This is a genomic window from Pantoea sp. ACRSB (genome assembly GCF_022346905.1).
Lineage (GTDB): Bacteria > Pseudomonadota > Gammaproteobacteria > Enterobacterales > Enterobacteriaceae > Pantoea > Pantoea piersonii.
The window spans coordinates 621,947-634,683 of sequence record NZ_JAKRNL010000002.1; the positions used below are offsets into that span (position 1 = coordinate 621,947).

Below are 12,737 nucleotides of genomic sequence, written 5' to 3' on the forward strand. Positions count from 1 at the left end.
GAATCGAAACATTTCGCAAACGATGAAACGCATTTTCCATATGTATATTGCGACGCTTCGATTTCATTAAGCAAAGGCAAGAAAACATTAAAACCAGTACATCATTCCCCCTCTACAAAGAAACCAAAATTTTGAGTTCCTTTGTTTTAACATGAAAGCGCCCGAAGGCGCTAATTTCTAAAATGCAGACTGGAAAACTATCACTAATCGTACATTATCGGAAAAGGCAGAATTAACTTTATCCAGTTTCTCCCATATCTGGGATCGTCATCTGTCCCGCCAGTTCGGCGACAGCGGCGCGGAGCATGCGGATGTTTTCCCATGTTGCCTTATCGGCACGCTCCACCAGGGCGATAAACTCTGCCATGGTCATTTCCGTATTAAGACGGGTCTCTATCGCTACTGAGCTGAAGCGGTTGAACTTCTCCATTACCTGCGCATCGTCCAGGTCAGGATACTGAGCAGAAACCCATGCTTTCAGCTCCGCGTTCTCCAGCTTCTTCTGCTTCAGGCGCTGCGCTTTGGCAATGATCTCAGCGGGCACAACAACTACCGTAGGGTTATCAAACGAGTCTGCCGCCCAGGTATGGGCGAAGCGCGATTCATTAAACGGGTAAATATCCTTGTCGCCAAACATCGCAGCTGCGCAGGCCCATACTTCAACACCGCTTTGCTCAATGATACCGGCGCGGGTCAGCGGCATGTTTTCGTCATACTGGCTATCAGCGTTTACGGCAGGCTGCGACGCGTTAACAGGAATGCCTGAGCGGTATTCGGCGATGATTGACATAACTTCTTCAACGCAACTCTGGTCGATAAAAAGTACCGTGTGCCCTTCATCGGTTTCGCCGTTCTGAGCATCACAAAGCAGCTCTACCAGACGGCGGGCACGTGCGGCGCTGAATTGCGGCATTGCATCGGCTTTGGTCAGCTTCTTCTTGCCAGTCGCCTTCGCCTTCTCCAGCTGCGTTTTTGCTACGCTCCCGGCTTTCACACCATGCTCGCGCACCAGCGCTACGGCGGTAGTCGCGGCCAACTCTTTGTTTTTCACCATAGCGATTAACTCGTCACCGGAGGTCAGCAGCTGCAGGTGATGTTCTACGTCAGCAATCGAGCGCTTCACCTTCTTCGCAATTTCCGCCGGTTCCATGCCCTGATTCATCATGCGCTGATAGGCTGCTGCACGCTCCAGAGGTTCCAGCGCGCGGCCCTGGCTGCTTGTGACCATGAAGGCGATGCGGTCTGCTTCGCTGCCCACAAAGTCTTTGCACTCCAGACGGATGTCATAACCAGCCTCTTTAGCCAGCTTCGCACCGTGATAACGGTGATGGCCGTCGATGATCTTAATGCCCTGCTCAGTGACCTGCACAGCGAGCGGAGGCACATGCTCACCAGCGATAAAGGCGTCGCGGAATTCTTCGACGTGGGTCTGGTCAATCTCCCGAATGTTGTAACCACTTTCGACATACAGCTCATCGACGCCCAGCAGGTAGGTTTTGCGGGTTGTGATGTTGGTTTCTGTCTTCGCTTTGTTGTCGTAAATTCTTGCTAAGTTAGTCATTTGTTTGCCAGCTCCCAAGCCAGGGTAACGATCAGCGCGGCGATCATCAGGGCCGCAGTGCGAATGCTTTGGTAAAAAATTACGTTGCGCTCAAAGTGGCGCAGTACATGGGCTTTCATCAGATTCCACCCCACGCGTCTGCGCTCGGCTTCGGCCTTAAGGCTTTGGCCTTCTGCATGCACATACGACGGCGCGCTACAGCCTGGTCACGGAATCGAGGCTTAGCTGTGGCATCCATCGCGTTTAGCCAGACGGTTGCCGCGCGGCTCCAGCAGTTGCGAGCCTGTAAAGACATAGCCAGCTTGCTCAGGCGCGAGTATTCGGCGTCAACAGCCGTAGCCTCTTCAACCAGGTAATAGCGAAATTTCATGTCAAGGTAGACTTCACCCATCGTCACCAGTGTTTTCCCCGCTTCGCGCACAGTCCGCACGTTCGCCTTCATCCCCTTAGCCAGTTCGGAAGCCGTCAGGCCCGGATGCTCTTTCAGGTACGCCAGAATCATTTGCTCAGTATTCATCGTCGCGTCTCCTGTTTAAGCGCCACGGAAGCCATCAGGAATGGCGTAATCAGCAGACGGCACGACAGTAATGTCACGCTGCCCACCAGCTTTGGGTAAGTCGTTCGCGCGCTCTTCCTTGACCGACAGGTAGCAGCGTTCGGTGATCAGGTAGTCGAAGTTCTTTTTGCGCCATGTACGGCCTGACGCGTTGTCCGCGCGGTTCTCGCACATCCAGCGGCAGTTCTTCGCGATGTAGCGCAGATACGCCACCCAACGCTCTTGGGTAAAGTCGAATTTACGCCAGAAGGTGCGCAGCTTGTCGCGACGACCAATGGTCATTTCGACGACTTTTGGCATTTCGGGAAGCATGTTGTGATAGGCATTAACAACATCCTCGTAGCCAATTTTTGCTTGATGAAGGTCGGCTGGCGAAGCGAGTCGACCAATAGGTTTTTTATCTGATGGTTCTTGTTTTGAATTTACTGACGGATCGTCGCCAGATTCTGGCGGGTGAAAACAGGTATTTTTGCTGGATTCTGACGGGTCAAATTTTGATGCGTCAAAATTCGATGCACCGGATTTTGATGCGTCAGATTCTGACGCGTCAGAATCTGACAGTTGAGTAATAGCGGCCTCGCGCAGCTTTTTGACGTTCAGCTGATACATGTTTGATGTGTTTCGATTGCCTTTGCGTCTTGATGTACTGGTCAGCCAGCCTTCACTCTCCAACTTGCGGATTGCGGTTCTAACAGTGCTCGGCCCGGCGCCGATCTGACGAGCAATGGTCGCTATGGATGGCCAGCAAACGCCTTCATCACTGGAGAAATCCGCAAGGCGGGCCATAATGGCCACCATCGTGATCTTCATCCCTGAGGAAGCGCAGCCGTCCCAAACAAAGGAAGTTAATTTAACGCTCATTAGTGCCCTCTACTTCCCTGAAATAGCGCTGAAACTGGTCAAGTGGGCTGAAGCATTCGCCATGCTCGTAGTTGTCGCGCAAGTAGATAACGCGGTTTGTTTCTGGCTCCCACCTAACGACACGGACGACAACGCCGCGCTTGTCTTTGAAACGCCGGTTAACTTCACGCATTCTTCGGTCTCCGGCTTACGGTAAAACTCTGACCATGCCGCTTCGACTACCCGGCGCGACGTCTCCTGGTAGTTGTTGGCACCACCAGCGACGCGTATGATCTGCTCATACCAGCAAATGCCGGCAATTAAACGGCAACGAAATTGCCCTGTTGGTCTGTTCTGGCTTACAATGGACATGCGATTATTTCTCCACACCATGCTGATTTGATCGCTCCGACGCCTGGGGGCTGCAACCTCCGGGCGTCACTTTTTTAAGGCCTTCTTACGGCTGAATGCCGTGATAATCGAACGCACTTCTTCATCACGCGCCGCCAGATGTTTGCGGTGGTGAATCATGATTTCCTGTGCTTCCTCCTCATCAATCACGCCATCTGCAACTGCCTGATCGATAATCTGGTCTACGTGCCCGCGCTGCGCCGCAGTTCTGACGGACTTGTTAAAAAGCTCAACCATGTCCAACTCTTCAAACTTCGGAATGTCCACCAGCATTGCGCCACGGCGTGCTGCAAAATATTCAGCCAGGTAGTTAGTGCCTGACAGGTCCTCCATCGCTTCCAGCTCGTGATGCTCGAAGAAACGGCAGCCGTTTTTCTCATACAGGTTGTTGTTGAACTGCGTCAGGGTCATGCCCAGCGCGCCAGCCATGGCAGAACGACCGCCCGCATAGGCTTTGCACATCGCTTTTACTGTCTCTTTGATGTCTACCATCATGTTTTTCCTTTGGTAGTTATGTTGAAAGTGATGCTGTTTTATCCTGCTTACTTACCCGGCATGCCGTCTTTAGCATTTGGGTAAATGTCAGGTCGAAGCTGATGTGGAGTGACAGACCAACCTCCCCACTGGCAAAGCTTTATCACTCGTTCAGGTGGAACCCGGTCTTTAGATATCCAGTTAGCAACGGACTGGACTGAACTGAAGCCAAAACGGCGAGAAACCTCTGACATAGAACCAACAGCCCTTACTGCCTGTTCGCTGACATTTTTGAAACTTTGCTGCATCTCACTGCCCTCATAGATGGGATGCATTAGATACTACTTAAAGTAGCAAAAAAATACAACTTAAAATAGAAATGACAACTATGCTTTGTGCGCTTAATCTTCCACTTATGGTGGAAGAAGCTAAATACAAAGACTTTGCCGACAGGCTTAATAAGTCGCTCCAGAACATGGATTTTGGAGTAAAAGAACTTTCAGAACTTAGTGGCGTCTCGTATGAGATGGCGCGGCGCTACACGCTTGGTACAGCAAAACCAAGAGATGAGAAGATGATGAGAATTGCCGAAAGGCTTTCAGTGTCTCCAGCTTATCTTGACTATGGGGTAACGGATGACAGTGACAGGCCTGAAAAAGGAACCGTCAGAATCAAGCAGTTAGACCTGCATGCATCTGCAGGACATGGTTATATCAATCAGCCGTTCCCCACTGTTATAAGCTCTATTGAGATACCAGAACCTCGCATCTATGAACTTTTTGGACGTCGAACACTGGATGGTATCGAGCTAATAAATGTTGATGGCGACAGTATGATGCCGACATTAAATCCCAAAGATTTGCTATTTGTTGATAGAAGTGTCGATCACTTCAATGGCGATGGGGTGTATGTGTTCAACTTTGAAGACTCGACCTTCGTGAAGCGACTACAAAAAGTAAAAGGCCGCAAGCTGGCAGTGCTGTCCGATAACGAGAAATATCCCCCGTTTTTTATCGAAGAGCATGAAATGTCTGACCTTTTCATCTTCGGGAAGCTTATAAGATGCTTACCACTCAAGCTTATTGACTTCGGCTAATCCAAAGTTATTCACTAAACCGGCGTAAGCCGGTTTTTTTATGCCTAAATATCAATTAGATGCGTGGCAATGTACCATGCCGCCAATATTTTCTACTTTTTGTAGTTGATTTTCTCTACTTAAAGTAGCTATATTCAACTCACAAGCTTTACTACCTGAGTTGAACAAATGAACATCGCGAAGCAGATGGCTAACACTAAATTTTGGGACCTGATCACCTTTCTGTACCTGTTCCCGGATGCCGAGCTGGTTTGCGATGGTGACGGCGGGATCGTGTTGTTGGAGTGCTGTGTCGATAGCCCGGCAGTGAAGCCGGTTTTTTGATGGATGGCGGTGTGTTGTTTGGCGGTTTCTTCAGTAACCCATTCTGATTAAACCGCCCTCTTTTTCACAACGAAAAGGGCGTTTGCAAAGCGGGTGTTTTCGAACGCTTAGAGACGCCGAGTGAATGCCCTCCTCGTTGTGGTGAATGCGGCTAGCGCACGCGGAGAACTGGCATCGTAACTATCGTGCGATGCTATGAGTCTAGAAGTCACCGCTCTGGAGTTTGCCAGTTCGGCCGGAGCACCGGGAGGCACCCGGCACCGCAACCCTCTTTCGGTGTGGAGAAATCAGGCTGTGGGTTATTGCAGTAACCCACCAGCCATTTAAGCGAATCCCTCAGTTTTTTATTGCCGTCACTGGCAAGGGATTCATGCAATCAAAAATCGTGTGGAGAACATATGCAGAAGCCAGATGACGATATCAAAGTCGGGATAATCATTTTCCCGTACTCCAAAATTTTCGGTGGTTGGATCGCCCCGGATGGTGAATTGGTTAAGAACCCGATTAAAGCTCAGCGCATGGCTGAGGAAATGAACCGCAACATCACCATCCACTGAGGCGCCCAACATGCTCCACGCAAAATCGAATAAAGAAATTGTTGCCGCTGGTCATTCCTTTGCGAAAAACCTCTCAGCTGATACCGGCCTGATGGACATGGCAAAGATGGTAAGCGAGCTCGCTACGCGTCTCGACGTCGCAAACGCGCGCGCCAGTGTGATGGCAGGTGAAGTGCTGCGTATAAACAGCATTATGCCGGACGCGATCGCTGCGCTGAATGCTACTGGCGACCATATGAGCCTTGTCGCCAACCTAAACGCCGCCATGGTAACGCCAGCTGCTAATGAGTGGATTAAGGCTCTCCAGGCTGAAGCAGTCGTTCAGACGCGCAAATACGTTCAGACCATGACCAACCACCAGCAGCCCGGCGTATCTCACGTTATTAACCTCATCTCGCAGCTGGAGATGGACATGCTGCGCACCAGCGCTGGTAAGGATGGTAATAATGAGTAAGCAGACGATAGACATGACGCCGCATGATGAAACATCACGCCGTATTGCTGCATGCGTTAATGCTTTTGAAGGTATCCCCACCGATCGCATTGAGGGTAAGAATTTAGGTGAAATCCTCGCTGGCGAGGTGCGGCTTAACGGCGCGGGGCCGCGCGCTGATGGTGGGTTTGGCTTCGAGTTTTCCGGCGGTGTTTGCCAGCTAATGGCAGAAGCCTATGCAGAGCAATTCAGGCAATCAGGCGCCATAAATTATCTTGAGCTGCTTTTTAACCATTCTGATATCGGTCCGCTGACTATCACCATGCAGCGTGTTGAGGGGCTGACGCCAGCCCAAAAGTTTGCGCAGGCTGAGGCGCAGCGTGATGAGTTGCAGCAAAAGCTGGATGCGCTGCTCGGCGGATTCGAAGAGGCCATCAGGCACAAGAATAAGCTTGCGGCAGAGCTTAACGCGCTGGCGGCAGAGAATGCGCTGATTCATAGCGAGCCTTCGCTAGCATCAATGATGGAGGCGCTAGATATCTTTTACGCGGATGAGGACGTGCCGGAACGGGCAATGCTTGCCGCGCATAAAGCATTGCTACCGAAGCGCGCGCCAGCCGCCGACGGCTACCTCAACTCTGTGCGGGCTGATGCCATACCGGAAAACCTGAAAGTCATTGGTGAACTAATCCGTACCCAAGATAACCGCATCACCGATCAGCCGATGTTTGTCGTGTTCGAAAAACGAGAGATTATTGGCAGCGATGATCACTCACCAGACCGCATTGTCTGGGTATGGGAAGGCGAAGAAGTAGATGAGCTGCGCGGTAAGCGTCTTGAATTGCTGTATCGGAATGGTCGTGATACTCGCGGTTATGACCGCTATGCAATGCAGGAGATCGATGTGTTTGTCACCGCCTGCTTCACAGAGCAGGGATGCAAAGATTTCCTGAGCCAGAACGGCCACAACCTGCGCCAACCCTTTATCTATGCCGCTGGCTCGTTTCGTAACAATGAATACAGAGCGGTTCGCAATTGGTTGATGTCATTGTCGGAGGCCAGCCATGCGTGAGCGCCCAATCCTCTTAAACGCCGACATGGTGCGCGCCGTACTGAACGGCAGCAAGACGCAGACGCGCCGGATCATAACTCCGCAACCGAAATTAACAGAGCGCTCTGGCTTTGAATGGAAGGGGTATCTGTTTGGTGCTGGTAGCGATGACCGAGAAACCAATCGTAATTTTTCGCATGTCAAATGCCCGTTCGGCCAGCCCGGCGATCGCCTCTGGGTGCGTGAGACGTTTTCTGTCGTTCCGCACACCGCCTATGCAGCCAGTGAAGGTGTTCAGCAGGTTATCTGCCCGGATGACAGCCATGAAGCGGCAATCTTCCGAGCTGGCTGGGAGCATTCAACAGGCGGCATCCGCTGGCGCCCATCCATCCACATGCCGCGCTGGGCCAGCAGAATAACGCTGGAGATAACCGGCGTTCGGGTTGAGCGGTTGGCATCAGTGAGCAACGATGACGCGCGCGCCGAAGGCTATCCAGCAGAGCGCGCAGCAGACGGCAGCAATATCGATCCTTGGCTCTGGTTCCGCGATTTGTGGGACGGCATCTATCCAGAGCAGTCGTTCAAGGTGAATCCGTGGGTGTGGGTGATCGAGTTTAAGCGCATGGAGGGTGAATGATGCAGGCATATACGGAAGAGCAGAGAAAGGCGCTGATTGGGCGTCTGAATCAAATCGCAGAGAAGCTGAAATGGCATAACGCGGCATACGCGCAGGATGTTCTGCTGGCTGTAGATGCTCTGAACGCCACCTCGCCGCAGCCGGTGCTAGCTGGAAGCTCGTGCCTATTATCGCTTTCCCTTCACAGTGGGCAGCAGGTCAGAAGGCATTTGACTCAGCAGGCATGAACAAGGTTGATGCGGTTTATAAGGCCATGGTGGCAGCAGCGCCGGAGGTGGAGTGATGCCGACTAAGGCAGATTTGCAAGCCAGGGTTGATGAGCTGGAAAGGGATAACCAGTCTCTTAAAAACCTCCTGGCGCGGGCAGAACGCGAGTTGAATGACAAGCTTTATCCCGAAGAACTGCCACCCTTGCCAGTTCCATACCTCATCACCTGCCAGATGAAGTATTACCGTATGCCATGGGAGCCGTTCTGGTGCTATGAGCATCTGCAATGGTGTGATGAGTTAGACAGTAGCTTCCCTTACTCGATGGCTGAAAACTCATGCCCGATTTGCAGAGAGGGGGCCTGATGCCTAAATCCCCCGCCGAACGCAAAGCCGCGCAGCGCGCGCGGCAGTCTGCCAGCGGTGAGAAGAAGCTGGAGCTGAAACTGGATAGTCAGGAAGTCGATATGCTGGCGCAGAACTGCGTCGCACGCCGCCCCGGTCGCGCCCTGTATGAGCTGAATGAGTACATCACGATGCTCATCCGCAAAGATAACGCGGAGCTACAGCAGCAGCTTGCAGAGCTGGCAAAGCGCCAGTGCGGGAAGTGTGGCGATCGCCTGCCGGTCAGTTCGTGCCCGTGCCAGGGCGAATCGGCATGTTGGGCCACCAGCGGCTGGATTGAGACTAAATTAAACATCACGCCGTGACATGTCACCGCAGATTTAACCTGTTGCAGCAGGAGTGGAGAAAATAATGAATTCAGATTTTATGACCGAGAAGGAAGTGATGCAGGAGATTGGCAAGGCTCGAACCGCGCTTTGGCGGCTACGTAAATGCCATGGATTCCCATCGCCGGTGCTTACCCATCCCGCGCGCTACAGCCGTAAAGCAGTGCAACGATGGATAGAATCAGGCGGTGTTACCCGAGCTGTTTGACATGCCAAAATATCTTTTCAGCGTAGAGCTCGTAGGCTTTACGCTGCTCTTCTAACCAGTCGTGCTTGTTATAAACCGCCATTACCCCGCCCAGCTCATGCCCCAGCATCTTCTCCGTAACGTGAGGCATAACCCCTTCGCTGGATAGATTAGTCACCAGCGAGCGGCGAAAGTCGTGCGTTCGCCATTCAGGTATTTCAATTCCGCTTCGAAGCTTTTTCATATAGAGATTGGCTGACGATCTATCTATCGCTTTATCCAGTTCCTGCCCCGGAAAGAGCACGCTGTTTTTCGTGGCAAGCAGTTGCTCAATGTAGGGCCTCACCTGTTTGAAGATTGGGCGCCGGATAACGTTTCCCATCTTGGAGTGAGCGGACGGAGTGGTCCAAATCAGGTCGTCCATATTGAACTCTGATGCGTTTGCCAGGCGCAGTTCTGATAGTCTGGCTCCCCAAAGCAACAGCAGCTGATGAAGCACGCGATTTGAGGTGACGATTTTGCTGTTCTCAAGCGCTAGCCATATTTTTGCCAGCTCGGTATAAGTCAGCACGCGATCACCCACATCGGGCTTTTTCCCGATGTTTTTCACGCTGAGCTTTGTAAGTTCGCATGAGGGAATCAGCTGCCGGCTGATGCACCAGTTGATGACAGACCGCAGTTGTAGCAAAAGAACCCGCGCCTTTTTCTTATTCAGCTTTTCCTGCTTATCGAAGAACAGTACCCATTGCGAAACAGGAATATTGGTCACCGGCATATCTTTAAATTCTGTGTACATGGTGTTGTACACGACGGATTTGTACAGAGTGCGGGTGTTCTGTTTCAGCCCCTCGACGTACTTTTCCCACCACTGATCGAGGCACTCCTGAAGCGTCAGCTCACCTTTACTACTGGCAAAGTAGGTTTTAGGGTGGATGCCCTTCGTGTACAATCCGCGCATCTCACCGATGATGACGCGGGCGTCTTTGAGTGTGGTTCCTGGGTAACGGCCTACAGTAAGGCGTACAGGCTTGCCGTTCCATCGAAACCGAAACTGAAAGGAGATGGTGCCAGTGGGAGTAATGCGTGCGCTGAGCCCGTCGCTATCAGTTACCTCAGCGGGGCCGCTGTAAGGTTTGCCGTTAATGCTTCTGAGTTTGGTATCACTAAGCGCCACTGTCTTTATATCCTGTACACACCGGTCTGACGCATTCTGTACTCAATGTGTACGCAAAGGCAAGTGAACGAAGCGATTACAACCCGAAACGAGACGAAACAAACAAGAACGCATCGAATCGTAAAGCTTGTTAAAAATTGAGGTTTTACGGTAAGATAGGAACAACTGAGAACAAGCAAGAAAGATTAGAAACAAAGTCCCCTTAGTTAAATGGATATAACGAGCCCCTCCTAAGGGCTAGTTGCAGGTTCGATTCCTGCAGGGGACGCCATTTAGCAGTTCGCACCCCTCCGAAGCAGTTCGCAAAACCCCTGTCAAACCTGACTTTATCAATAACAACCGTTCGCCACAGTTCGTCATCGTCCGTTGACAGCCTGACTTTTGTCTGGGTAAATTCTGGGTAAACGTATTTTACCCACCGGATTTTTACCCAATGCTCACCATTAAGCAGATTGATGCAGCAAAGCCCAAGGATAAGCCGTACAGGATTGCTGACGGCAACGGGCTTTATCTCTACATTCCGGCGTCAGGCAAGAAGGTCTGGCAGCTCCGGTATCAGTTCGAAGGGAAAGAAAAAATACACACGGTGGGTAAGTATCCGGAGATCGGCCCTGCCGATGCCAGAAACATGGCTTTTGAGGTAAAGCGAGACCTCGCTATTGGGCTTAACCCGGCAACAAAGAAACGCCAGCAAGAAAAGGCGCCTGACACTTTTTCCTCTATATATGAGGAGTGGTACAAGCACAAACGTCCTGTCTGGTCAGAGGGGTATGCAGTGGAGCTTCAGCGAATGTTCGAAGCCGACATACTTCCTTATATAGGCAAGATGGCGATGGATGAGATTGAACCGATGACACTTTTAAAGGTGCTCAGAAGGTTCGAAGATCGCGGGGCAATGGAGCGGGCTAACAAGGCGCGTCGCCGCTGCGGTGAGGTTTTCCGGTATGCGGTTGTTACCGGTCGGGCAAAATACAATCCTGCGCCAGATTTGGCTGATGCTATGCGAGGCTACAGGAAACAGAACTTCCCTTTCCTTCCGGCTGACCAGATACCGGCCTTTAACCAGGCACTGGCCGGTTACTCTGGAAGCATCATTTCAAAGGTTGCGACACAGGTTCTGCAATACACCGCCATGCGTACGAAGGAACTCCGGAGCATGCAATGGGTAAACGTCGATTTTGAGAACAGGGTTATCAATATTGACGCTGAGATGATGAAAAAGAAGCGCACTCATGTAGTGCCCATGTCTCAACAGGTTTATGACTTACTTCAGATGTTGAAGCCAGTAACGTCCGTGTCACCATACGTTTTCGCCGGTAGAAACGATAAAAGCAAGTCGATAAGCGAGAACGCCGTATTGCTTGTCATTCGTCAGATTGGATATGAAGGCCTGGCAAGCGGTCACGGCTTCCGGCATCAGTTCAGCACAATCCTCAACGAGCATGGCTGGTCATCAGATGCCATCGAGAGACAACTGGCGCACGTAGACAAAAACAATATTCGCGGCGTCTACAATCATGCGCAGTACATGGATACGAGACGCGAGATGATGCAATGGTGGGCCGACTACTTAGATGGAAAGGTTAGCTGAGGATTAGCAATCATTGGCTCTGCGGCTGTGAGATTACTCTATATTAGAAGCGGGACCTTATAATCTTCTCCGCAAAATCATAACATTCGTTCGCACACAGCAGCACAAACAACCATAAAGTAACACGCCTTCATGATTGCCCGCTTAAAGCGGGCTTTTTCATGCCTGCAGCCTGTCGGGCATCTATACTGTACTGCCCCAAGCTACACTCAGCACCCCATTCATATCGTCGGCCGGTACGGGTCCTCATCGTCGAGAATCGTAGCTGTCACTTTACCCAGCACGATAATCCTGTCCATCACCTCCCCTTCCAGCGTTTCGCCGTCTGGCGTAATCAGCCCGGAAGAAAACAAAATCCCAATCATCGGATAGCCATCGTACTGAAACGCCACCTCGTCACCAGGATTTGCCCGTTCCGCGCTGTCCACGATGACAAAGCCATCCTGCGTTTCGATGCGGAAGCTGCTTGATGTGAAATGGGCATAGTCAGGCTCAGAATGATGTGTAGCGTACGGCTCAAATGAGGCTGTCACATCACGTACCCCATGTTGCGCAGCGCCCACGTCTTGTTTTCCTTCACAGCGTCTATCTCAAGGAAATTCGACTGATAGCGCAGGATATACTCGTTGCACTGATCCAGCGTCCAGTGATGATTGACCGCCTCCAGCTGTGCCTGAAACGCGCTGGTTGTCACTATCTGCCTACCCAGCCGGTCCAGTGATATCGCCTGTACAAATGCAGGCCGTATCTCGTAGTTTCGCGGCATAACAAATCCTCCCCTGATAAATACTGTATGCATGAACAGTAATATCGATCAGTGAATTTGATCAAGGCAAATCGGGAGCAAGAATTGTAAAGCTACTGATGGTGCTGAAGTTTTAGGCTGATGGAGTGGTTTTTACAGTTC

20 protein-coding genes and 1 tRNA gene are annotated in these 12,737 nt (G+C 51.4%); 11 read left to right on the forward strand and 10 right to left on the reverse strand.

The features are described from left to right. Positions 1–238 precede the first annotated feature (238 nt). The 7 genes from MHZ89_RS09190 to MHZ89_RS09220 form a co-directional block, all read right to left on the reverse strand. Positions 239–1,561, reverse strand: coding sequence for a chromosome partitioning protein ParB (locus MHZ89_RS09190; protein WP_311782733.1), 1,323 nt, complete (start codon positions 1,559–1,561; stop codon positions 239–241). Beyond that, on the reverse strand, positions 1,558–1,680 hold the full coding sequence (locus tag MHZ89_RS09195) for a hypothetical protein (RefSeq protein ID WP_311782734.1): 123 nt from the start codon (positions 1,678–1,680) through the stop codon (positions 1,558–1,560). Before MHZ89_RS09195 ends, MHZ89_RS09190 begins: the two co-directional genes overlap by 4 nt. Further along, positions 1,680–2,078, reverse strand: a complete 399-nt coding sequence (locus MHZ89_RS09200) for a PerC family transcriptional regulator (RefSeq protein WP_311782735.1) — start codon at positions 2,076–2,078, stop codon at positions 1,680–1,682. Before MHZ89_RS09200 ends, MHZ89_RS09195 begins: the two co-directional genes overlap by 1 nt. Before the next feature lie 15 nt (positions 2,079–2,093). Beyond that, entirely contained in the window at positions 2,094–2,978 is an 885-nt protein-coding gene (locus MHZ89_RS09205) for a helix-turn-helix domain-containing protein (RefSeq protein ID WP_311782736.1), read from the reverse strand. Next, complete coding sequence (locus tag MHZ89_RS09210; RefSeq protein WP_311782737.1) at positions 2,968–3,150, reverse strand: DUF4222 domain-containing protein; 183 nt, start codon at positions 3,148–3,150, stop codon at positions 2,968–2,970. Before MHZ89_RS09210 ends, MHZ89_RS09205 begins: the two co-directional genes overlap by 11 nt. A gap of 245 nt (positions 3,151–3,395) precedes the next feature. Further along, complete coding sequence (locus MHZ89_RS09215) at positions 3,396–3,860, reverse strand: YmfL family putative regulatory protein (RefSeq protein ID WP_271153150.1); 465 nt, start codon at positions 3,858–3,860, stop codon at positions 3,396–3,398. A gap of 50 nt (positions 3,861–3,910) precedes the next feature. Further along, positions 3,911–4,150 carry a YdaS family helix-turn-helix protein gene (locus MHZ89_RS09220; RefSeq protein ID WP_096073332.1) on the reverse strand — a complete coding sequence of 80 codons (240 nt, stop codon included), beginning with the start codon at positions 4,148–4,150 and terminating at the stop codon, positions 3,911–3,913. A gap of 71 nt (positions 4,151–4,221) precedes the next feature. On the opposite strand from MHZ89_RS09220, the gene MHZ89_RS09225 reads away from it, so the two are divergent. The 9 genes from MHZ89_RS09225 (at position 4,222) to MHZ89_RS09265 (ending at position 8,857) form a co-directional block, all read left to right on the forward strand. After that, on the forward strand, positions 4,222–4,938 hold the full coding sequence (locus MHZ89_RS09225) for a helix-turn-helix transcriptional regulator (RefSeq protein WP_311782738.1): 717 nt from the start codon (positions 4,222–4,224) through the stop codon (positions 4,936–4,938). Positions 4,939–5,106: 168 nt separating this feature from the next. After that, a complete protein-coding gene (locus MHZ89_RS09230) occupies positions 5,107–5,262 on the forward strand; it encodes a hypothetical protein (protein ID WP_311782739.1) in 156 nt (51 codons plus the stop codon). Between the two features lie 398 nt (positions 5,263–5,660). After that, positions 5,661–5,819: a DUF1317 family protein gene (locus tag MHZ89_RS09235; protein WP_311782740.1), complete on the forward strand. Its 159-nt coding sequence runs from the start codon at positions 5,661–5,663 to the stop codon at positions 5,817–5,819. A 10-nt stretch (positions 5,820–5,829) separates the two neighbouring features. After that, entirely contained in the window at positions 5,830–6,273 is a 444-nt protein-coding gene (locus MHZ89_RS09240) for a hypothetical protein (protein ID WP_311782741.1), read from the forward strand. Further along, the gene (locus MHZ89_RS09245; protein WP_311782742.1) at positions 6,266–7,324 is read left to right on the forward strand and encodes a hypothetical protein; all 1,059 of its coding nucleotides are present in this window, start codon (positions 6,266–6,268) and stop codon (positions 7,322–7,324) included. The genes MHZ89_RS09240 and MHZ89_RS09245 overlap by 8 nt, the downstream gene beginning before the upstream one ends. Next, the gene (locus MHZ89_RS09250) at positions 7,317–7,940 is read left to right on the forward strand and encodes a hypothetical protein (RefSeq protein WP_311782743.1); all 624 of its coding nucleotides are present in this window, start codon (positions 7,317–7,319) and stop codon (positions 7,938–7,940) included. Before MHZ89_RS09245 ends, MHZ89_RS09250 begins: the two co-directional genes overlap by 8 nt. After that, the gene (locus MHZ89_RS09255; RefSeq protein ID WP_311782744.1) at positions 7,937–8,167 is read left to right on the forward strand and encodes a hypothetical protein; all 231 of its coding nucleotides are present in this window, start codon (positions 7,937–7,939) and stop codon (positions 8,165–8,167) included. Before MHZ89_RS09250 ends, MHZ89_RS09255 begins: the two co-directional genes overlap by 4 nt. Positions 8,168–8,222: 55 nt before the next feature. Continuing rightward, positions 8,223–8,513, forward strand: coding sequence for an antitoxin PHD (locus MHZ89_RS09260; protein ID WP_311783019.1), 291 nt, complete (start codon positions 8,223–8,225; stop codon positions 8,511–8,513). Next, positions 8,513–8,857: a hypothetical protein gene (locus MHZ89_RS09265; protein WP_311782745.1), complete on the forward strand. Its 345-nt coding sequence runs from the start codon at positions 8,513–8,515 to the stop codon at positions 8,855–8,857. The genes MHZ89_RS09260 and MHZ89_RS09265 overlap by 1 nt, the downstream gene beginning before the upstream one ends. A gap of 212 nt (positions 8,858–9,069) precedes the next feature. Here the strand turns inward: MHZ89_RS09265 and MHZ89_RS09275 are convergent, their stop codons facing one another. Beyond that, the gene (locus MHZ89_RS09275; protein WP_311782747.1) at positions 9,070–10,239 is read right to left on the reverse strand and encodes a site-specific integrase; all 1,170 of its coding nucleotides are present in this window, start codon (positions 10,237–10,239) and stop codon (positions 9,070–9,072) included. A 196-nt stretch (positions 10,240–10,435) separates the two neighbouring features. On the opposite strand from MHZ89_RS09275, the gene MHZ89_RS09280 reads away from it, so the two are divergent. Both MHZ89_RS09280 and MHZ89_RS09285 read left to right on the forward strand, forming a co-directional pair. Beyond that, positions 10,436–10,510 (forward strand) — tRNA-Arg (locus MHZ89_RS09280). Positions 10,511–10,672: 162 nt separating this feature from the next. Further along, complete coding sequence (locus tag MHZ89_RS09285; RefSeq protein ID WP_311782748.1) at positions 10,673–11,830, forward strand: tyrosine-type recombinase/integrase; 1,158 nt, start codon at positions 10,673–10,675, stop codon at positions 11,828–11,830. A 221-nt stretch (positions 11,831–12,051) separates the two neighbouring features. Here the strand turns inward: MHZ89_RS09285 and MHZ89_RS09290 are convergent, their stop codons facing one another. Both MHZ89_RS09290 and MHZ89_RS09295 read right to left on the reverse strand, forming a co-directional pair. Next, the gene (locus MHZ89_RS09290) at positions 12,052–12,363 is read right to left on the reverse strand and encodes a phage repressor protein (protein WP_311782749.1); all 312 of its coding nucleotides are present in this window, start codon (positions 12,361–12,363) and stop codon (positions 12,052–12,054) included. Next, the gene (locus tag MHZ89_RS09295) at positions 12,360–12,524 is read right to left on the reverse strand and encodes a hypothetical protein (protein WP_311782750.1); all 165 of its coding nucleotides are present in this window, start codon (positions 12,522–12,524) and stop codon (positions 12,360–12,362) included. The genes MHZ89_RS09290 and MHZ89_RS09295 overlap by 4 nt, the downstream gene beginning before the upstream one ends. Positions 12,525–12,737 lie beyond the last annotated feature (213 nt).